Origin of the sequence: Microbacterium sp. AG790 (assembly GCF_003634765.1) — a bacterium.
Lineage (GTDB): Bacteria > Actinomycetota > Actinomycetes > Actinomycetales > Microbacteriaceae > Microbacterium.
In genome coordinates this window covers 248,183-267,653 of the sequence record NZ_RBWZ01000009.1, presented here as the reverse complement: position 1 = coordinate 267,653, position 19,471 = coordinate 248,183, and the positions used below count along the sequence as shown (strand labels likewise).

The 19,471-nt window shown below is 71.0% G+C and carries 16 protein-coding genes; 13 read left to right on the top strand and 3 right to left on the bottom strand.

Annotated features, from left to right (window positions below):
• Positions 1-10 precede the first annotated feature (10 nt).
• A complete protein-coding gene (locus DEU37_RS10820) occupies positions 11-1,012 on the bottom strand; it encodes a glycosyltransferase family 2 protein (protein WP_121190678.1) in 1,002 nt (333 codons plus the stop codon).
• A 43-nt stretch (positions 1,013-1,055) separates the two neighbouring features.
• Positions 1,056-2,459, bottom strand: a complete 1,404-nt coding sequence (locus DEU37_RS10815; protein ID WP_121190677.1) for an O-antigen ligase — start codon at positions 2,457-2,459, stop codon at positions 1,056-1,058.
• A gap of 42 nt (positions 2,460-2,501) precedes the next feature.
• Between DEU37_RS10815 and manA the strand changes: the two genes are divergently transcribed.
• From manA to DEU37_RS10795, 4 genes are all read left to right on the top strand, one after another.
• Positions 2,502-3,677 (top strand): mannose-6-phosphate isomerase, class I, encoded by a 1,176-nt coding sequence (manA, locus tag DEU37_RS10810; protein WP_121190676.1) that lies wholly within the window; start codon positions 2,502-2,504, stop codon positions 3,675-3,677.
• A 168-nt stretch (positions 3,678-3,845) separates the two neighbouring features.
• Positions 3,846-4,163, top strand: coding sequence for a WhiB family transcriptional regulator (locus DEU37_RS10805; RefSeq protein WP_005048276.1), 318 nt, complete (start codon positions 3,846-3,848; stop codon positions 4,161-4,163).
• 91 nt (positions 4,164-4,254) lie between these two features.
• Positions 4,255-7,101 carry a glycosyltransferase gene (locus tag DEU37_RS10800; protein WP_121190675.1) on the top strand — a complete coding sequence of 949 codons (2,847 nt, stop codon included), beginning with the start codon at positions 4,255-4,257 and terminating at the stop codon, positions 7,099-7,101.
• The gene (locus tag DEU37_RS10795) at positions 7,098-8,525 is read left to right on the top strand and encodes a DUF5719 family protein (protein ID WP_121190674.1); all 1,428 of its coding nucleotides are present in this window, start codon (positions 7,098-7,100) and stop codon (positions 8,523-8,525) included. The genes DEU37_RS10800 and DEU37_RS10795 overlap by 4 nt, the downstream gene beginning before the upstream one ends.
• A 36-nt stretch (positions 8,526-8,561) precedes the next feature.
• Here DEU37_RS10795 and DEU37_RS10790 read toward each other — a convergent pair whose 3' ends face one another.
• A complete protein-coding gene (locus tag DEU37_RS10790; RefSeq protein ID WP_081767962.1) occupies positions 8,562-8,915 on the bottom strand; it encodes a metallopeptidase family protein in 354 nt (117 codons plus the stop codon).
• Between the two features lie 182 nt (positions 8,916-9,097).
• Between DEU37_RS10790 and DEU37_RS10785 the strand changes: the two genes are divergently transcribed.
• From DEU37_RS10785 to hpf, 9 genes are all read left to right on the top strand, one after another.
• The gene (locus tag DEU37_RS10785; RefSeq protein ID WP_005048283.1) at positions 9,098-9,304 is read left to right on the top strand and encodes a DUF3499 family protein; all 207 of its coding nucleotides are present in this window, start codon (positions 9,098-9,100) and stop codon (positions 9,302-9,304) included.
• A gap of 40 nt (positions 9,305-9,344) precedes the next feature.
• On the top strand, positions 9,345-10,826 hold the full coding sequence (gene ahcY, locus DEU37_RS10780) for an adenosylhomocysteinase (RefSeq protein ID WP_121190673.1): 1,482 nt from the start codon (positions 9,345-9,347) through the stop codon (positions 10,824-10,826).
• Positions 10,827-10,931: 105 nt separating this feature from the next.
• A complete protein-coding gene (locus DEU37_RS10775; protein WP_121190672.1) occupies positions 10,932-11,411 on the top strand; it encodes a Fur family transcriptional regulator in 480 nt (159 codons plus the stop codon).
• A complete protein-coding gene (katG, locus tag DEU37_RS10770; RefSeq protein WP_121190671.1) occupies positions 11,408-13,681 on the top strand; it encodes a catalase/peroxidase HPI in 2,274 nt (757 codons plus the stop codon). The genes DEU37_RS10775 and katG overlap by 4 nt, the downstream gene beginning before the upstream one ends.
• A gap of 157 nt (positions 13,682-13,838) precedes the next feature.
• Positions 13,839-14,519, top strand: a complete 681-nt coding sequence (gene mtrA, locus DEU37_RS10765) for an MtrAB system response regulator MtrA (RefSeq protein WP_005048291.1) — start codon at positions 13,839-13,841, stop codon at positions 14,517-14,519.
• 10 nt (positions 14,520-14,529) lie between these two features.
• Positions 14,530-16,200, top strand: coding sequence for an MtrAB system histidine kinase MtrB (mtrB, locus tag DEU37_RS10760; protein ID WP_121190670.1), 1,671 nt, complete (start codon positions 14,530-14,532; stop codon positions 16,198-16,200).
• Positions 16,197-17,891 carry an LpqB family beta-propeller domain-containing protein gene (locus DEU37_RS10755; protein ID WP_121190669.1) on the top strand — a complete coding sequence of 565 codons (1,695 nt, stop codon included), beginning with the start codon at positions 16,197-16,199 and terminating at the stop codon, positions 17,889-17,891. Before mtrB ends, DEU37_RS10755 begins: the two co-directional genes overlap by 4 nt.
• A gap of 96 nt (positions 17,892-17,987) precedes the next feature.
• Positions 17,988-18,656: a ComF family protein gene (locus tag DEU37_RS10750; RefSeq protein WP_121190668.1), complete on the top strand. Its 669-nt coding sequence runs from the start codon at positions 17,988-17,990 to the stop codon at positions 18,654-18,656.
• Positions 18,657-18,806: 150 nt separating this feature from the next.
• Positions 18,807-19,469, top strand: a complete 663-nt coding sequence (hpf, locus tag DEU37_RS10745; RefSeq protein ID WP_005048298.1) for a ribosome hibernation-promoting factor, HPF/YfiA family — start codon at positions 18,807-18,809, stop codon at positions 19,467-19,469.
• Positions 19,470-19,471: the final 2 nt, after the last annotated feature.

The following is a 19,471-nucleotide window of genomic DNA, read 5'->3' as shown; positions in this document are numbered from 1 at the left end:
GAAGGACAGGTCAGGATGCCGTGCCCGCCGCGACCAGCGGCGGCATGGGCTTCCAGGCGGCATCCCGCGAGATCTTGCGTCCGTCGCGAAGCCCGCGGAACAGGTTCGACGTGCCCCGGACGGTGCGCTCGACGAACAGGAGCCGGATGAGCTCCTTGCCGAACGTCAAAGCGGTGCCGAAGCCGAAGAGCACAGGGTTGTAGACCCCCAGGCTCCGGTAGTAGCGCTTGATGATCGCGCGGTTGCGCATGATGTAGTAGCGGTACGCGTTGCTCGACGCGTTCATGTGGCGGATGCCCATGTCCCACTGCTTGATCTCGCGCGTGCGACGCAGCACGAACTCGTTCACGATCACCGATGTGGTGATGCGCGACGCGAGCCAGCCGTAGGTCTGATCGTCCCAATAGATGAAGAAGCGCGGGTCGGGCAGGCCGATCCGGCTCACGATGTCGCGGTGGATGAACATGCCCTCGAAGCAGCCGGAGTTCATCTCCTTGAAGCCCGACTCGTCGAAGCCGCTGGGTGCGAACGGAATGGGAATCGCAAGAGGCTCCGCGACGCGGTACTGCCAGTAGAACTCGCTGCCGTCGAAGTCGTAGCGCCGTCCCTGGATCGACTTGAACCGCGGCGCCCACGCGCCCATCTTCGCGAGGCCGTCGGGCAGCACTTCGACGTCGTCGTCCATGAGCCAGATCCAGGTGGAGCCGAGCTCGTACGCCACGCGCATACCCTCGCTGAATCCACCGGATCCGCCGGTGTTCTCGTCGAGTCGGCGGTAGACCAGCTCGGCGCCCAGGCGGTCGCGGAACGACTCGACGACCGCGGTGGTGTCATCGGTGGACGCGTTGTCCACGATCACCACGTGGCCGGGCTTCGGCTCCATCGCGGTGATGCTCTCGAGCAGCTTGGTGAGCAGGCCAGAACGGTTGTAGGTGACGATCGCGATCGTCGCGCTGGCGGGCGTGAACGTCTCGGTCGAGGCCGCGTCGGGGCGCGCAGAGGTGGAGGCCATAGCGCGAGAAGTCTAACCCGGCCCCCTGCGCATTCCCCGCTCGTCAGCGCGGCACCCGCTCCGTCTCGCCCTGCTCGCCGACCAGTCGCTCCTCCGAGGCTCCGCGTCCGAGCAGCGGTGCCTGCTTGATCTTGAACGCGAGCATGACGATCAGCAGCCATCCGCCGGCGACGAGCGGACCGGAGTCGGCGACGCCCTGCACGAGCAGCACCGCGCCGGTCAGTGTCGGTACGAGCGTCACGGGGGAGTAGGGCCGGTCGGCGACGAGGTCCCAGCGCGGTCGGTCGACGGCGAAGAACCAGGAGCGCCAGACGTACGCGAAGAAGGTCAGGGCGAGGAGCACCATGCCGACGAGCCCGAGCTGGACGAAGACGTCGAGCCACACGCTGTGCGCCTGGGTGAGGGTCGGGTCGACGTCGGCGATCCACGGGACGGATGCCGCGTCTCGCGGTGGCCACGGCGTCGCGAAACCCCACCCTTGCACCGGACGCTCGAGCGCCTTCGCCGTGATCAGCGCCCATGTCCCTTCGCGCCCGTCGAGGTCGGTGCTGCGGCCGAGGAAGGAGAAGATCTGGCTCCGCCCGAACCACACGGCGAGAATGCCGGCCGCGGCGACCAGGGCGTAGACCAGGTAATACCGGGTGCGCTCGCCGGCGCGCTTCGTGGTCCGCATGACCAGCACCGTCGCCAGCACCAGGACGACCGCCGCGGCGCCGAGCCACCCGAGGGCGGAGCCGGCGCGGAAGAAGAGGAACGCCGACAGCGCGAACCACCCCGCCAGCAGCGTGCGCCGCGGCGCACGTGAGGCGAAGCGGACGGCGAACACGACCATGCCGAGCAGCGCGAGGAACGCCAGTGCCGTGGCATCGCCCACGATGCCTTGGATACGCCCGCCGCTCAGCAGCTGATCGTGTGACCAGACGACGGCCCCGTCGGCGACGACGCCGTCGGGCCGCGCGAAACCGGCAAGCAGCACGCCCCGCCAGACCACGGACACCCAGAGCTCGAACAGGAGCGACAGCCCGAGCACCCATTTGAGTGCCGACGCCATCGCCCGCACCAGCTCACGCCAGGTGAGCACCGCTCCGACGAAGACGGCCTGTACGGTCGTCACCAGCAGCAGGACGAGGGTCGCGGCCGTCGCGGCGAGATGCGTCGTCCACAGCAGCGAGCACACGGCCCACAGTCCATAGGCGAGCGCGAACCACGGCAGCCGACGCCATTGCACCGGCGGACGCAGCACCGCCCACACCGACGCCGAGACGACGCCGGCGGCGACGACGAGGACGGCGGTGCCGGGGATGCCGAGGGCAAGCGGCCAGGCGGGCCCGGCGAGGGCTGCGGCGAGGACGAAGATGCACCATCCCCGCAGTAGCAGGTGGCCCGACGTCGCGCGGATCGGCGCGGTCGGCGCAGCCGCGACCGGATGCTTCGTGTGGACGGCCATGGTCTGATCAGAGTAGCGCGGCGGCGGTCCTAGGCTGGGGGCATGCTGACGCCGATCTCCAACGATCCTCGCGACTACTCCTGGGGTTCCACGACCCTCATCCCCGCCCTCGAAGGACGCGAGTCGACGGGGGCTCCCGAAGCCGAGATCTGGTACGGCGACCACCCGGGCTGCCCGTCGCGGACGTCCGACGGACGCACCCTCGACGTGGCCCTCGCCGAGGCGGGACGTCCCGCCCTGCCGTTCCTGCTGAAGCTTCTCGCCGCCGCATCCTCGCTGTCCATCCAGGCCCACCCGACGCGCGCGCAGGCCCAGGAGGGCTTCGCGCGGGAGGAGCGCGCCGGCATCCCGCGCGACGCCGCCGACCGTCTCTATCGCGACGACAACCACAAGCCGGAGATCATCGTCGCCCTGAGCGACGAGTTCCGCGCGCTCGTCGGGCTCCGCCCCCTCGCCGCGACGCGTCGCTTCCTGTCCGTGCTCGCCGCGGCCGGCGACGAGGTCCCCGCGGGCGTCGCGCAGCTGCAGCGCCGCCTCGACGTCGACGACGACGGCCCCGCCGCCGAGCGGGCTCTGCGCGACGTGCTCGCCTGGGCGCTCGGCGAGGCGGATGCCGCGACGGTGCAATCCGTGGCCACGGCTCTCGACGCCGCGGCCACGGCGGAGCGGCCGGAGTTCGCCGATGAGATCGCGGTGCTGCGCGCCGCGGCATCCGACTTCCCGGGCGATGGCGGGCTGATCGTGGCCCTCCTGATGAACCTCGTGACCCTCCGCCGCAGCGAGGGGCTGTTCGCGCCGGCGGGGGTGCTGCACGCCTACCAGTCGGGCCTGGGCGTCGAGCTGATGGCCGCGAGCGACAACGTCATGCGGGGAGGCCTCACCCCCAAGCACGTGGACGTCCCGGAGCTGCTGCACGTGCTGGACGCGGCTCCCGCCCCGGCTCCCGTCATCCGTCCGCGCCCCCTCGCCGACGGGGTCGACGTCTACGACACCCCCGTGGACGATTTCCTCCTCGAGCGTGTCACCGTCGCCGGCGACACCGTTCGCGTCGCGGTGCATGGCCCCGCGATCGCGCTGTGCACCGACGGGGAGGTCGTCGTCGGGGCGGCCTCGGGCGCGGCGGCGCTCCGCCCCGGCGCGGCCGTGCACATCGCCGATGAAGACGCCGTCGAGGTCTCCGGCACGGGCGAGCTCTTCCTGGCCCAGCCCGGCTCCTGACCCCCCGCCTCCGTGAGTGCGGCGCGGCCGCGACACGCCGACGATCGTGCGTGAAGGTTCAATCCCGCGTTGAGGGTTTACGATCTGCGACTTGACCGCGGCGAATGACAAGGGTGTAATTATTCCAACACGCGCATCAGCGCATCGGGAAAACGTGGGGAGAACGATATGACCGGTTACCGCTCCGGCGTCCCCGACAACTGGTTCGTCGACCCGGTCAATCTGGGCGTGCCGGGCGTGCGTCGCCCCTCTGTCGCCGACGAGGACACTGCTCTCGCCTGGCAGGCCGACGCCCTGTGCGCGCAGACCGACCCTGAGGCCTTCTTCCCGGAGAAGGGCGGGTCGACCCGCGACGCGAAGCGCATCTGCACCTCGTGCGACGTGCGCGGCGAGTGCCTCGAGTACGCCCTGCAGAACGACGAGCGCTTCGGCATCTGGGGTGGACTCAGCGAACGCGAGCGCCGCAAGCTCAAGCGTCGCGCCTGATCGCGGCGACCGCTTCGGCGGCGTGACCGATCACGAGACTCGCGGGCGACGTCCGCGTTCTGCGCCGGCTCCCGCTTAGGCTGACGACGTCATGCCCGCCCGAGTTCACGCACTACTGGTCGTGCGCCCTGATGCGCGCGTGGCCACCGACATCCGTCTCGACCGCGTCCTTTCCGCGCTCGCGGCCCAGGCGCGCCCGGTGGACACGCTCACCATCGTGCTGTGCGGCCCACACGCGACCGATCGCGAGCTTCAGCGCATCGCGGGGGAGTCCGCCGCCGAAGCCGTCATCACCGCCGATCGCGGGACATCCTTCGCCGACGCCCTCGCACTGGCGAGCCGACGGCTCGGTGGGGATGCCGTGTGGGTGCTCGACCAGGACACCACCCCCGCGCCCGACGCGCTCGTTCGCCTCATGGGCGCTCTCGAGACCGCGCCCTCGGTCGCGATCGCCGCGCCGAAACTCGTCCGCGCCGACGACAACGACCGGATCGTGTCCCTCGGTGTGTCGATGACGCGGGGCGGTCGCGCCGTCGGTCTCGCCGACGGGGAGCACGATCAGGGTCAGCATGACGCGAGCGAGGACGTTCTCGGCTCGGATGTGCGCGGCATCCTGGTGCGCACCGACGCGTGGCGCGCGCTCGACGGTCTCGATTCGGCGCTGGCGGGTGCGGACGAAGGCCTCGACCTCGGTGTGCGCGCGCGTCTGCGCGGCGGCCGTGTCGTCCTCGCGCCCCAGGCTTTCGTCGCCATCGCTGACCCCGATCGCACCGACCCGCCGACCCTCGGCGACCGCTTCGAGCCGGTCGGGGTGCGTCGGGCCTACGGTCTGCGCACGGCGCAACTGCACCGCCGACTCGTGTACGCGCCGGCGGTCGCCGTCCCGCTGCACTGGCTCTCCCTGCTGCCGCTGGCGGTCCTCCGCTCCGTCGCCCTGCTCCTCGGCAAGCGTCCGTCGATGATCGGTCCGGAATGGGGCGCCACGCTGACGGTGCTGCTGCGTCCCGCCGCCGTCGCCCGCGCACGCCGCGGCATCCGTGCCGGCCGCCGCGTCTCCTGGGCGCAGCTGGCACCGCTGCGGGTCAGTCGGGTCGAGCTGCGTCAGCGTCTCGACGACGACGTGATCATCGACGGCACCGCGCGCGGTGAACTGCACTTCTTCTCCGGGGGCGGTGCCTGGATCGTCCTCGGCGCCCTGCTCGTCTCGGTCCTCGCCTTCCTGTCCCTGCTCGCCTGGCCGGTGCTCGGCGGGGGAGGCCTTGCGCCGCTGCGGGCGACCGTCGGCCAGCTCTGGGCCGATGCGGCGTCCGGGGCCCGGCCTCTCGGCTGGGATACGCAGGGGCCGGCCGACCCGTTCAGCGCCGTCGTCGCCGTGCTCGGCTCGCTTTGGCCCGCCGCGCCCTCGCGCGTCCTCGTCGTGCTGTGGGTTCTCGCGATTCCCCTGTCCGCACTCGGCGGCTGGTTCGCCGCGACGCGCCTGACCGACAACGCCCTCGCCCGCGCCGTCGTCGCGGTGGGCTACGCCCTGGCGCCGAGCCTGCTGGACGCGCTGGCATCGGGACGACCGACGGTCGTCATCGCACATCTGCTGCTTCCCTGGTTGCTGTGGACCGCCGTCGCCGCGCACCGATCGTGGACCGCGGCGGGCATGGGATCGGTGATCGCCGTCGCGGTGCTCGCCAGCGCCCCGTCGCTGGCTCCGGCCCTCGTCGTGCTGTGGCTGGTCGCGATCGTCCTCACGGCAGCGCTCGGCCGCGGTCGAGGACTCGCGCGGGTCGTCTGGCTGCTCGTTCCATCGGTGATCGTCTGGGCGCCGATGATCTGGCGCCGTCTCGGCTCTGGCGAGCCATGGGCCCTGATCGCCGACCCGGGGGTGCCGCTGCCGTCGGGGGAGTCGACCGATCTCGCCCGCCGCGTCGCCCTCGCGCTCGGATTCCCCACCGCTCGCGGTTCGGACTGGGGTCAGCTCGTCGACGGCGCGGGGCCGTGGCCGTTCCTGCTCGTCGTGCCCTTGATCGTGCTCGCGGTGGCCGCCCCCATCGTGTCGCGCACGGTGTCGTCCGCGATCGTCCTCATGATCGCGCTCAGCGCCCTCGCGACGGCGGTCGCGGTCATCGGCATCGTCGTCACCTCGGATGCCGGGACCGCCATCGCGGTCTGGCCGGGCGCCGCCCTCAGCCTGTACTGGCTCGCCCTGCTGGGATCGGCAGCGCTGACGATCGACGCGCTGCCGGCGCGCCCCCGACTCCGTGGACCGCTCGCCGCCCTGGCGCTGACCGCCCTCGCGGTCAGTGCGGTCCCCGTGATCACCGCGCTGCCCCGCGGCACGTCGGCCGTCACGAACGGTCCGAGCAGCACCCTGCCGGCCTACGTCGAGGCGGAGGGGCGATCGGGGTTGGGCAACGCCACCTTCGTGCTCACCGCCGCGGCCGACGGATCCGTCGTCACGGATGTCGTCTGGGGTGAGACCTCGGCCCTGGGCGGGCAGAGCACCCTGCGCTCGGCGCGTTCTTCCACCGATGCCGGCGACGCCGAAGCCGCGGAGCTGACGGCCGAACTGACCGCCGTGCCCTCGGGCGACGCGGTCGCGCGTCTGGGGGCGCACGGGGTCGCGTTCGTGCTCCTCGGCGGCACCGCCGAGGGTGAGAGCGACGCGGCGCGTGCGGTGCGCATCGCGGCCGAGACCGCCCTCGATCAGCGTCAGGATCTCGAGATCGTCGGCGACACCGCGAAGGGCAAGCTGTGGCGGGTCACCGCCCCGGTCACGGATCGCGTGGCGGCGTCGGCGGTCGACAACGCCCGCACCGCCGCGGTGCAGCTCGGGGTCGTCCTGATCGCCCTGCTGCTCGCTCTGCCCACCCGGCGCTCCCTGCGGCTGAATCGTCGTCGCCCGCGCGTCATCGGCGCGCGGCGCGCGTCCGGAGGAGGACTCCGATGAGCACCCACTTGCCCGGCCTTCGTCGCCTCACGACCGTGCGGTTCGCCGTCGGCACCGTCATCACGGCAGCCGCGGTGGCGGCGGGCGTGGCATTGGTCGCGCTGCCGCTTCCCACGCACACCGACGACTCCGCCCTCTCGATCGCCGCGCACGCGCCGGCGACGGCATCCATCGCGACGTGCGTCGGTCCCGTCCTGGCCCCGGGGCGCGATGCGACCCGCGCCGCGCAGCTCACCGATGCCGCCCCGGCCGCGCTGACCTCCGCCGCGCTGTCGAAGGCGACCCCGACGGATGCCGCGACCTCCACCCTGGCGGCCCCCGACGTGACCGGGGGGACGGGCCCGACAACGTTGCGGGCCACTCCGGTGGGCGGACAGCCCGCCGAGATCGCTGCAGCGACCTCGGCGCAGGTGAGCGCGGACGATCTCAGCGGGTTCGCCGCGTCCTCCTGCGCCCGGCCCGAGATGGAGTCGTGGCTCGTCGGCGGCTCCGGGGGGACGGGCGCCTCCGATCTGGTCGTCCTCGAAAACCCGGGCGTGGTCGCGGCGCGCGTCACGATCACCGTGTACGGCGCCTCCGGTGGCGCCGTGCCCGTCGCGGGCAACGCGATCGTGGTCGCCGCCGGCACGCAGCGGATCATCCCCCTCGCCTCCCTCGCCCTGCGCGAGGACAACCCGGTGCTGCGCGTGACGTCGGCCCAAGCCCCCATCCGCGCCGCGCTGCAGACCAGCCTCACGCGCGTGCTCGTGGCCGGCGGCGTCGATCAGGTCGGCGCCACCGCCGTCCCCGACACGGATCTCGTGATCCCGGGCGTTCCCGTCGTGACGACGCAGGGCGGCGCCGGCGAGAGCAACGTCCCGACGTCGCTGCGGCTGCTCTCCCCGGGCGCCGACGCCCAGGCGACCGTCACCGTCGTGCGCGACGGTGCGGCAGTGGGCGCACCGCAGACGGTCCCCCTGAAGGCGGGCGTACCTCTCAAACTCGATCTGGGCGGACTCGCCACCGGCACGTACGCGGTGCGGGTGAGCGCGACGGCCCCGGTGACGGGTGCCGCCTGGGCCACGTCCGGCTTCGCGGCCGGAAGCGACTTCGGCTGGTTCGTCGCCGCCGACGCGATCTCCGCGCCCGCGCTCGTCGCCGTCGCCGCGGGCGCGGCGCCGACGATGACCATCGTCTCGTCGACAGGCGAGCCGCAGACGGTCGTGCTCACGGCGGCATCCGGTACCGGCGCGAAGACCGACATCTCCGTGCCGGGTGGCGGCGCCGTCACCGTCCCTGTGCAGGCCGGTGACGTCTACCGCCTCGATCCGGGAACGGGAAGTGTCCGCGCTGCCATCACGTACGCCGGTGCCGGCGCCGTCGCCGGCTACCCCGTCGCGCCGAGCGCGGCGGCGGCGTCGGCGGTCACCGTCTACCCCCGCTGACCACCGCCCCCGGCACCGCCCGTCGACGCGGAACGATCAGAGAAAGCGGAACCGCTCCGGCCCGAGATCCCAGGGGTCGCGGTCCAGGTACTGCGCGGCCGCGCGGAAGACGCAGCCCTCGATGGCCATGCGCCGGTGCAGCTCGTCCTCACGATGCAGGCTCCCGAGCCGTTCGATCGGCAGGCGGTACAGCACGATGCGCCGCTCTTCGGTCGAGACCGTCCACCGGGGGATCCCGTCGTCATCGGATGCCGGTGGCATGGCCGCCACCTCGAAGCGGACCTCCCGCAGCTCCGGCCAGGCGCTGCGCAGGAACTCCGCCGCCGTGCCGACGACGAAGTCGAAACGTTCCTCGCGCGTCTCCTGCGCCGGAAGGGGCGGACGCACCACGGGACTGCGGTCCTCTCGACCGTGGCGTCCGTGGCGGGACGGCCGCACCCGCGGGGGAGTGCTCGCGCGCCGCCTCATCATGTTCCGAGTCTAGGTCAGCGTCCCCCGTCCGGGTCGTCGATGCGTCCGGCGGCGGCGCGGCATCCCACGCCTCTTGTGGCGCCGCCGGTAGCGTGAGGGCGATGCGTACCCGACTGTGTTCGAAGGTGGGCTGTGCCCGCGAGGCCGTGACGACCCTGACCTACGACTACGGCGATCAGATGGCCGCCCTCGGCCCGCTCGGCGCGGCGACCGACCCGCACGCGCACGACCTCTGCGCCATCCACACCGACCGCCTGTCGGTGCCCAAGGGGTGGGTCGTCGTCCGCCACGAGACGCTGCGCGTCTGAGGCTCGGCCGCCGTCCGGACGAGGGTGCGAGAATGGGCGGATGCCGACCACTGCCGCCCCCGCCCGCATCCATGACTTCGTCGTCGCCGACCTCAGCCTCGCCGAGGCGGGTCGTCATCAGCTGCGCCTCGCCGAGAACGAGATGCCCGGTCTGATGGCACTGCGCGAGGAGTTCGGCCCGCTCCAGCCGCTGGCCGGTGCCCGCATCGCCGGGTCGCTGCACATGACCGTGCAGACCGCGGTGCTCATCGAGACGCTCGTGGCTCTCGGTGCGCAGGTGCGCTGGGCCAGCTGCAACATCTTCTCGACGCAGGACGAGGCGGCCGCCGCGGTCGCGGTCGGCCCGCACGGCACCGTGGACCAGCCGGCCGGCGTTCCGGTCTTCGCGTTCAAGGGTGAGACGCTCGAGGAGTACTGGCAGCTGGCCGATCGCATCTTCGACTGGTCGGCCGAGGGCTTCGACGGGCCCAACCTCATCCTCGACGACGGCGGCGACGCGACCCTGCTGGTGCACAAGGGCGTCGAGTTCGAGAAGGCGGGTGCGGTGCCCGCGGCATCCCCGTCCGACTCGCACGAGTACCGCATCGTCCTCGACACGCTCCGCGCGAGCCTGGCCCGCGACCCGCAGCGCTTCACGCGGATGGCGGCGCAGATCCTCGGCGTCACCGAGGAGACCACCACCGGCGTGCATCGGCTGTACGAGCTCGCCGCAGCCGCGACGCTGCTGTTTCCGGCCATCAACGTCAACGACTCGGTCACCAAGAGCAAGTTCGACAACAAGTACGGCATCCGCCACTCGCTTCCGGACGGCCTCAACCGCGCCACCGACGTGCTCATCGGCGGCAAGGTCGCCTACGTCGTCGGCTACGGCGATGTCGGCAAGGGAGCGGCCGAGGCGCTGCGCGGTCAGGGAGCGCGCGTGATCATCGGGGAGGTCGACCCCATCTGCGCGCTGCAGGCGGCGATGGACGGCTTCCAAGTCGCCCGCTTGGAGTCGGTCATCGGCGATGTCGACATCCTCATCACGGGTACGGGGAACACACGGGTGGTCACGGTCGAGCACCTTCAGAACCTCAAGCACCTTGCCATCGTCGGCAACGTCGGACACTTCGACGACGAGATCGACATCGCCGGGCTCGAAGCGATCCCGGGCGTCGAGAAGATCGAGATCAAGCCGCAGGTGCACGAGTACCGCCTGCCCGGCGGTGCCGACCGTGCGCCGCACAGCATCCTGGTCATGAGCGAGGGGCGACTGATGAACCTCGGCAACGCGACCGGGCATCCCTCCTTCGTGATGAGTGCATCGTTCACCAACCAGGTGCTGGCGCAGATCGAGCTGTACACGAAGCGGGAGCAGTATCCCGTCGGCGTGTACGTGCTGCCGAAGATCCTGGATGAGAAGGTGGCGCGACTGCATCTGGCGGCGCTCGGTGTTCAGCTCACCGAGCTCACCGAGGAGCAGGCCGCGTACATCGGTGTTCCCGTGGAGGGGCCCTACAAGCTGGAGCACTACCGCTACTGACGGCCGATCTCCCCGGGACGGGGTGCAGGCGAGCCACAGCCGTGTCACAGCGACTGTTCACCCCGCTGTTGTTTTGAATTCTTCAAAACTGGGTAGGGTGGAGGCATGGCCTCGATCGCAACCCCCGCGCACGGCGCCGATGCTGCCGATGCAGCGGCGGCGCTGCGGGCGGCGGGTCTGAAGGTCACCGACTCGCGTGCAGCGGTCTACGACACGCTGCGCACGCACGCACACGCCAGCGCGGAGGACGTCTTCCTCGCGATCGTGGAGCGGATGCCGCGTGCGAGCCGCCAATCGGTGTACAACGCGCTCGGTGACTTCGCCGACGCAGGGCTCGTGCGCCGCATCGAGCCGGCGGGCCGGCCGATGCTCTTCGAGCTGCGGGTCAGCGACAATCACCATCACCTCGTGTGCACGTCGTGCGGCGCGGTCGTCGACGTGGACTGCGCCGTCGGCGCGGCACCGTGTCTCGAGCCCTCCGACAGCCACGGCTTCATCCTCACCACGGCGGAAGTGACGTACTGGGGCGTGTGCCCCGCGTGCGCACAAGCCGCCACCCCACCCCTCACGGAAGGAACACCATGACAGACCAGGACCCGACCAGCGCCGGTATCGGCGCTGACGCGACCGACATCGACCAGTCCGTCACCGTCACCGACACCGACGAGGCGTACGCCGAGGAGGCTGCGACCTGCCCGGTCATCCACGCGCAGCCGCACCCGACGAACGGGTCGGCCAACCGGGTGTGGTGGCCCAACCAGCTCAACCTCAAGATCCTCGCCAAGAACCCCCAGGTGCGTAACCCGCTGGACGCGGACTTCGACTACGCCGCCGCCTTCGAGTCGCTCGACCTGGCGGCCGTCAAGAAGGACATCGAAGAGCTGCTCACCACCAGCCAGGACTGGTGGCCCGCCGACTTCGGCCACTACGGACCGCTGATGATCCGCATGGCGTGGCACTCGGCCGGCACCTACCGGGTCACCGACGGTCGCGGCGGCGGCGGCGCCGGTCAGCAGCGATTCGCACCGTTGAACAGCTGGCCCGACAACGTCAACCTCGACAAGGCGCGCCGGCTGCTCTGGCCCGTCAAGAAGAAGTACGGGCAGTCGATCTCCTGGGCCGACCTCATGATCCTCGCCGGCAACGTCGCGCTGGAGTCGATGGGCTTCCGCACGTTCGGTTTCGCCGGCGGTCGCCCCGACGTCTGGGAGCCGGACGACGACGTGTACTGGGGTCCCGAGACCACCTGGCTGGGCGACGAGCGCTACTCCGGAGAGCGCGAGCTGGACAAGCCCCTCGCGGCCGTGCAGATGGGCCTCATCTACGTCAACCCGGAAGGCCCGAACGGCAATCCCGACCCGCTGGCGTCCGCCCGCGACATCCGTGAGACCTTCGGTCGCATGGCGATGAACGACGAGGAGACCGTCGCGCTGATCGCGGGTGGCCACACGTTCGGAAAGACGCACGGCGCGGCATCCGACGACAACCTCGACGACAACCCGGAGGCTGCGGGCCTGGAGGCTCAGGGGCTCGGCTGGAAGAACAGCCACGGCACCGGGCGCGGCGACGACACGATCACCTCGGGTCTGGAGGTCACGTGGACCTACCACCCCACGCGCTGGGACAACGAGTTCTTCCACATCCTGTACGCGTACGAGTGGGAGCTCATGAAGAGCCCCGCCGGTGCCCACCAGTGGCGGCCGAAGGGCGGCCAGGGCGCCGACATGGTGCCCCTCGCTCACAGCGACGGCAAGCGCGAGCCGCGCATGCTCACCAGCGACCTCGCCCTGCGCATGGACCCCGAGTACGACAAGATCTCGCGGACGTTCCGGGACGACCCGGATGCCTTCGCGGACGCCTTCGCGCGCGCATGGTTCAAGCTGACGCACCGTGACATGGGACCCGTCGCGCGCTACCTCGGACCGGAGGTGCCGGCCGAGGAGCTCCTGTGGCAGGACCCGGTTCCCGCGCCGACCGGCACCGGGCTGGACGGCACGCAGGTCGCCGACCTGAAGGCGCGCGTGCTCGCGTCCGGCCTGACGGTCTCCGAACTGGTCGCGACGACGTGGGCGGCGGCATCCTCCTTCCGCGGCAGCGACAAGCGCGGCGGCGTCAACGGCGCCCGCATCCGCCTCGCGCCGCAGAAGGACTGGGAGGTCAACAACCCCGCCCAGCTGCACCGGGTGCTCGGCGTGCTCGGCGGTATCAAGACGGATGCCGCCCAGGGCGGTATCGACGTCTCCCTCGCCGATCTGATCGTCATCGCGGGCAACGCCGCCGTGGAGAAGGCGGCGGCCGATGCGGGCGTCGCGGTGGAGGTGCCGTTCCACGCGGGCCGCGCCGACGCCTCCGAGCAGCAGACCGACGTCGAGTCCTTCGCCTACCTGGAGCCCGCGGCCGATGGCTTCCGCAACTACCAGGGTCCGCTGGCCCCGATGCCCGCGGAGTACCACCTCATCGACAAGGCGAACCTCCTCACCCTCACGGCTCCGGAGATGACCGTCCTGGTCGGAGGCCTGCGGGTGCTGGGCGCGAACTGGGACGGTTCGCCGTACGGCGTGTTCACGGACCGCGTGGGGGTGCTCACGAACGACTTCTTCGTGAACCTCCTCGACCTCGGGACGACGTGGACGCCGCTGGACCCCGGCTCTCACGCCTTCGCCGGGGTGAAGGACGGCTCGGGCGAGAAGGTCGGTGTCGGCACGCGCGTCGATCTGCTCTTCAGCTCGAACTCCGAGCTGCGCGCGCTCGCCGAGGTGTACGCCTCGGACGACGCGACCGAGAAGTTCGTCCGCGACTTCGTCGCCGCGTGGACCAAGGTCACCGAGCTGGACCGCTTCGACCTCCACCGCTGAGTACGCATCCACACGACGCCGGGGCCTCTTCCGATCGGAAGGGGCCCCGGCGTCGTCCTGCGCGGCACTCGGTCTCAACCCAGACACGTCGGATACTGTGTTGTTGCGCCCTGCCGCGCCGCGGCATCCGGCCCACCCGAAGGACGAATCAGGCCATATGACTTCCCGCATCCTCGTTGTCGACGACGACATCGCGCTCGCCGAGATGATCGGCATCGTGCTGCGTACCGAGGGCTTCGAACCGCTGTTCTGCGCCGACGGCACCGCCGCCGTCGAGATGTGGCGGGAGGAGCGCCCCGACCTCGTGCTCCTCGACCTGATGCTGCCCGGCATGGACGGCATCGAGATCTGCACGCGCATCCGCTCCGAATCGGGCGTCCCGATCATCATGCTCACCGCGCGCACCGATACGGCCGACGTCGTCCGCGGGCTCGAGTCGGGCGCCGACGACTACATCGTCAAGCCGTTCAACCCGAAAGAGCTCGTGGCGCGGATCCGCACGCGGCTTCGTCCCGCCGCCGAGGCGACCGGCGGCGATCTGCGCATCGGCGACGTCATCGTCGACGTCGCCGCCCACGAGGTGCGGCGGGGGAGCGAGGTCATCGCGCTCACCCCGCTGGAGTTCGAGCTGCTCGTGGCGCTCGCCTCCAAACCTCAGCAGGTGTTCTCGCGCGAAATGCTGCTCGAGCAGGTCTGGGGCTACCACTACAAGGCCGACACCCGTCTCGTGAATGTGCACGTGCAGCGGCTGCGCGCGAAGGTCGAGATCGATCCCGACAACCCGCGGATCGTCATGACGGTGCGCGGCGTCGGCTATCGCGCCGGCGCGGTGGTGTGATCGGCTGCTCATGACGCCGCAGACGGCGACCGTGCCGACGTTGACCGGCTGGCGCGATTGGCGCAGCTGGCCTCGCCGGGTGGCATATGCCTGGGCCCGGTCGCTGCGTTTTCGCACGCTCGTCATCACGATCGGTGCGACGGCTCTCGCCATCCTCATCGCCTTCGTCGCGATGGCCCTCGCGATCCAGAACGATCTCTTCGAGTCCCGCGTCCAGCAGGTGCAGGAGGCCGTGCAGCGCGCCACGCAGTCGACGCAGCAGACACTCAACGCCGCGCAGATCGACGGCGACGGCGCCGCCCTGCAATCGCTGTGGAACAACGCGACCGACTCGATCGCCCGGCAAGCGGGCACCGACATGATCGCCGCGTTCCGCATCTCGGATGAGCCGTCGACGATCGCGCCGCAGGACTTCCAACGCGGCGGGCTGAGCGCAGGATTGATCACGCCCGGGCTGCGGGGCGCCGTTCAGGGTGACAGTCAGAAGCGCTGGTGGCAGTCCGTCGGGCTGCCGGCCGCCGACGGCGGCACGGTGCCCGGGATCATCGTCGGGCAGCAGCTCGAGTTTCCCGAGGTCGGCGCCTACGAGTTCTATTTCGCCTACGACCTCGCCCCGGAGCAGCAGACCCTGCAGTTCGTCCAGATCACGCTGTGGCTCGTCGGCGCCGGGCTGGTGCTGCTGATCGCCGCGATCTCCTCCTTCGTGCTGCGCTCGGTGACCGTCCCGATCGCCGAGGCCGCCGAGACGAGTGCGACCCTCGCCGCCGGCGATCTCGCCGTGCGCCTGCCGGTCCGGGGCGAGGACGAGTTCGCGATCCTCGGCCGCTCGTTCAACGCGATGGCCGACAGCATCGAATCCCAGATCAAGGAGCTCGCCGAGCTCTCGCTCGTGCAGCAGCGATTCGTCTCCGACGTCTCTCATGAGCTGCGCACACCGCTGACGACGATCCGCCTGGCCAGCGACATGCTCAACGATCAGCGCGACTCCTTCGATCCGACGACCGCCCGCGCCGCGGAGCTGCTGCATGCACAGGTGCAGCGCTTCGAGACGCTTCTGACCGACCTGCTGGAGATCAGCCGCTACGACGCGGGTTCGGTGCAGCTGGAGTACGAGCCGACCAGCCTCGCGCATCTCGCCGAGGACGTCATCGCCTCGATGCAGCAGTTGGCCGATCAGCACGGGACGGATGTGCGCCTGGTCGCTCCCGGAGGCTACTCGCCGGTCGATATGGATCCCCGCCGCGTCCGCAGGGTCGTGCGCAACCTGCTCGGCAACGCCATCGAGCACGGCGAGGGTCGTCCCATCGTCGTCACCGTGGACAGCAACCAGCGGGCGGTCGCGATCGGCGTCCGTGACTACGGACTCGGCATGAGTGCCGCCGACGCCGAGCGCGTGTTCGACCGCTTCTGGCGCGCCGACCCGTCGCGCAAGCGCACGATCGGCGGCACGGGGTTGGGGCTGTCGATCGCGCTCGGCGATGCGAAGCTGCACGGCGGCACCCTGGCTGTCTGGTCGGATCTCGGCCGCGGCACGAACTTCGTACTGACGCTGCCGCGGCAGGGGCAACCCATCGACGGCTCGTCACCTGTTCCCCTCGACCCGGGCGAGGACGGCGTCTCGCTCGACGACCTCGGCTTGACGCAGCCGATCACCGTGTTCGACAAGGGGGGACGCTCATGAGTGTTCGGCGTCTGCGCCGGGCGAGCATCACCGTGCTCGCCGGGGTGCTCATGGTGGCCCTCGCCGCGTGCGCGGGTCTGCCGACCTCCGGACCGGTCAACCCGGGCGTGCGGATCGTGGACGACGGTACCTCCGGCGACATCGCCTTCATCCCGAAGGGGCCGGTGAAGGACGCCACCCCCCAGCAGATCGTGGAGGGCTTCATCGCGGCCGGCACCGGCCCCACCAACAACTGGGAGACGGCGCAGCAGTTCCTCGCTCCCAGCTACAAGGGCACCTGGAAGCCGCAGGCCGGCGTCACGATCTACGCCTCCGGGCAGCGCACCCTGCAGCAGAGCCCATCCGGCGACATCGTGCTGACGGTCTCGCCGGTGGCGACGGTGGATGCCACGGGGGAGATGAGCCCGGCATCCGACAACGGCCCCATTCCCCTGACCTTCAAGCTCGCTCAGCAGGACGACGGGCAGTGGCGGATCACCCAGGCACCCGACGGGATCGTGCTCGACAAGGCCCAGTTCCTGGCCGTGTTCGGGAACTATTCGCTGATGTACTTCGATCCGACGTGGACCTACCTGGTGCCCGACGTGCGGTGGTTCCCTCGGTACTACGCCGCCACCAACATCGCTCAGGGCCTCGTCGACGGTGCGCCCGCGCCCTGGCTGCGCGGCGCGGTCGTGAGCGCGTTCACCGACGGTGCGCGACTGGAGCTGACCTCCGTCCCGCGCCAGTCCAACGTCGCGCAGGTGACCCTGCAGGACGGCGCCCGCTCGCTCGACCAGACCGCGCTGAACCGCATGCAGACCCAGCTCGAGGCGAGCCTGGACGTCCCCGGGATCACGAGCGTGGACATGCTGCTTCCCGGGGGCCAGCAGCTGACGGCCCAGCGTGTGGACGTGCGTTCCACCGCGGTGGCGGCCAACCCCTTGGTTCGCACCGATGACGCCTTCGGTTTCGTGTCGGGCACGACCATCTCGCCGATCGCGGGGCTCTCCGACGCGCTGATGCAGATCTCGGCGACCGACATCGAGGTCAATGCCGATCGCACCGCCGCCGCTGTCCGCGACGTGTCGGGCGCGGTTCTCGAGGTCCCCGCCGACGGCCCCATCCGCCGGCTCGACACGCGTCCGGATCTCGTCGCTCCCTCCATCGATCCCGCGGGATACGTGTGGTCGGTGCCGTCGGACGCGCCCGGATCGGTGATCGCGTACGCGCCGGGCGGCACCGCCGTTCCGATGTCCGGGGGATGGGCGGGCGCCTCCGCGGTCATCGCGCAGCGCGTCTCGCGCGACGGGACGAGGCTCGTCGCCGTGGTGCGCGACGGTAACCGCTACGCCGTATGGGGGGCGGGGATCCAGCGGGACCGCACCGGGGCGCCCACCGCGCTCGCGTCTCCCGTGAAGAAGCTCGCGACGCAGTCGGATGCCGCAACGGATCTCACCTGGCTCGATGCGAGCACCCTCGGCGTGCTCGCCGGCACCGGGCAGGACCAGTACGTCGAGGCGGTGCACGTGGGCGGCTTCCCGGACGCGCCGATCCGTACGCCCGGGGACACCTCGACACTCTCCGGACAGGCCTCGAACGCGAGCGTGAGCGACACCGACGGCGAGCTCTACGCGCAGCGGGGTGCCAACTGGCAGCAGCTGATGGGGGGCGTCCGGGTACTGGCGGTGCAGCAGGGCATGCCGCGCTGAGGCGGAACTTCCTCCCCGCGCCGCGCTCCGAGTGCGCTCCTCCACAGATGCGCATCGGGGTCCCCGCACGTGACGTGCATTCGACACGGTGGCATCATGCTCGATCCGGCCTGGCTGCGCGCACCCGTCTGGCGCCGCGTGGGCGACGCTGCGGCCGGGGCGCTCTCGCTGGTGCTGCCCGTGTGGTGCGCGGGCTGCGATGAGCCAGACGTCGGTCTCTGCGTGCGCTGCCGTGAACTCCTTCTGCCACGGGTGCGCGTACGTTCGCTGCTGCCGGGCCTCGCGGTCTGCTCCGCACTGGACTTCTCCGGCGTGCCGGCGCGCGTTCTGCGCGCGTTCAAAGAGGACGGGCGCACGGGGCTGGCCCGACCTCTCGGCGGCGCCCTGGCCGCGGCCGTGGCGCGCGTCGAAGGCGGCGGCGCCGACGTGGCGATCGTGCCCGTGCCCTCGTCGCGACGTGCGCTTCGCCGGCGCGGATACGAGACCGGCGCCCTGCTGGCACGGCGGGGCGGTCTGCAGCCGCTGCGGGCGCTGAGCTCGCGCGGCGCAGTCGCCGACCAGCGTGGTCTCGGCCGCGAGGCGCGCGCGCAGAACGTCGCGGGAACCCTCCGGGCGCGCGGTGTCGCGGGGCTGTCCGTCATCGTCGTCGACGACGTGCTGACCACCGGCGCGACGCTGCGCGAAGCCGTGCGAGCCCTGATGGCCGGCGGTGCGCACGTGATCGGGGCAGCGACCGTCGCCGCGACCGCGCGACACGCCCCGTGAGCGCGGATCCATTGCGGATCCTCAGGGGATCGGTCCGTTACTCCCGGGATTGGCGCGTGACAGCGCCGCCGCACCCCGATAGCGTGGGAGAGACCAAGGCGAACTCAGGGTCCGCCCTTGACCGGCCGGACCCGGAACAAGGAGGTCAGGATGGAAACCAGCATCGTCGGCGTGGGTGTGAGCATCTCGGATCGTTTTCGCACCGTCACCGAAGAGAAGTCCGTCCGCATCGGAACGCTGTCCCCCCGAGCGCAGCGTCTCGACGTCAAGGTCACCCACCGGGCGTATCACAACGGAAGCCGCGAAGAAGAGACGGTCGAGCTGACCGTCACCGGCAAGGGCCCGCTGGTGCGTGCGGAGGCCACCGACAGCGACAAGTTCACGGCGCTCGACATGGCGGTCGACAAGCTCGCCGAGCAGCTGCGTCGTGCCAAGGACAAGCGCGTGGACGCCCGAAACCACCCGCGCGGCGCCAAGCTCGACAAGGGCAGCGGTGCGCTGTCGGGCATCGATGTGCAGCCGGCATCCGTGGAGACGCTGCGTGCTGTCGCGACCGGCGAGATCCCGATCGCCGTCGGCGACGAGGGCGAGGACGACTACACCCCGGTCGTGATCCGCACCAAGAACTTCGACGCCGAATGGATGACGGTCGAAGAAGCCGTCGACCGCATGGAGCTGGTCGGACACGACTTCTTCCTCTTCATCGACGCCCGCACCGACCACCCGAGCGTCGTCTATCGCCGCAAGGGCTGGGACTACGGCGTGATCTCGCTCACCGCCAGCGCTCCGCCGGCCGCGGAGCTCGCGTCCTGACC

Excerpts from the sequence above, each read along its gene's own strand:
- ahcY (WP_121190673.1), top strand. The coding sequence starts at position 9,345 with ATGCCGACCACTGCCGCCCCCGCCCGCATCCATGACTTCGTCGTCGCC.
- DEU37_RS10815 (WP_121190677.1), bottom strand. The coding sequence starts at position 2,459 with ATGGCCGTCCACACGAAGCATCCGGTCGCGGCTGCGCCGACCGCGCCG.
- hpf (WP_005048298.1), top strand. The coding sequence starts at position 18,807 with ATGGAAACCAGCATCGTCGGCGTGGGTGTGAGCATCTCGGATCGTTTT.
- mtrB (WP_121190670.1), top strand. The coding sequence starts at position 14,530 with ATGACGCCGCAGACGGCGACCGTGCCGACGTTGACCGGCTGGCGCGAT.
- DEU37_RS10755 (WP_121190669.1), top strand. The coding sequence starts at position 16,197 with ATGAGTGTTCGGCGTCTGCGCCGGGCGAGCATCACCGTGCTCGCCGGG.
- DEU37_RS10795 (WP_121190674.1), top strand. The coding sequence starts at position 7,098 with ATGAGCACCCACTTGCCCGGCCTTCGTCGCCTCACGACCGTGCGGTTC.
- DEU37_RS10785 (WP_005048283.1), top strand. The coding sequence starts at position 9,098 with ATGCGTACCCGACTGTGTTCGAAGGTGGGCTGTGCCCGCGAGGCCGTG.
- manA (WP_121190676.1), top strand. The coding sequence starts at position 2,502 with ATGCTGACGCCGATCTCCAACGATCCTCGCGACTACTCCTGGGGTTCC.
- DEU37_RS10800 (WP_121190675.1), top strand. The coding sequence starts at position 4,255 with ATGCCCGCCCGAGTTCACGCACTACTGGTCGTGCGCCCTGATGCGCGC.
- katG (WP_121190671.1), top strand. The coding sequence starts at position 11,408 with ATGACAGACCAGGACCCGACCAGCGCCGGTATCGGCGCTGACGCGACC.
- DEU37_RS10775 (WP_121190672.1), top strand. The coding sequence starts at position 10,932 with ATGGCCTCGATCGCAACCCCCGCGCACGGCGCCGATGCTGCCGATGCA.
- mtrA (WP_005048291.1), top strand. The coding sequence starts at position 13,839 with ATGACTTCCCGCATCCTCGTTGTCGACGACGACATCGCGCTCGCCGAG.
- DEU37_RS10805 (WP_005048276.1), top strand. The coding sequence starts at position 3,846 with ATGACCGGTTACCGCTCCGGCGTCCCCGACAACTGGTTCGTCGACCCG.
- DEU37_RS10820 (WP_121190678.1), bottom strand. The coding sequence starts at position 1,012 with ATGGCCTCCACCTCTGCGCGCCCCGACGCGGCCTCGACCGAGACGTTC.
- DEU37_RS10750 (WP_121190668.1), top strand. The coding sequence starts at position 17,988 with ATGCTCGATCCGGCCTGGCTGCGCGCACCCGTCTGGCGCCGCGTGGGC.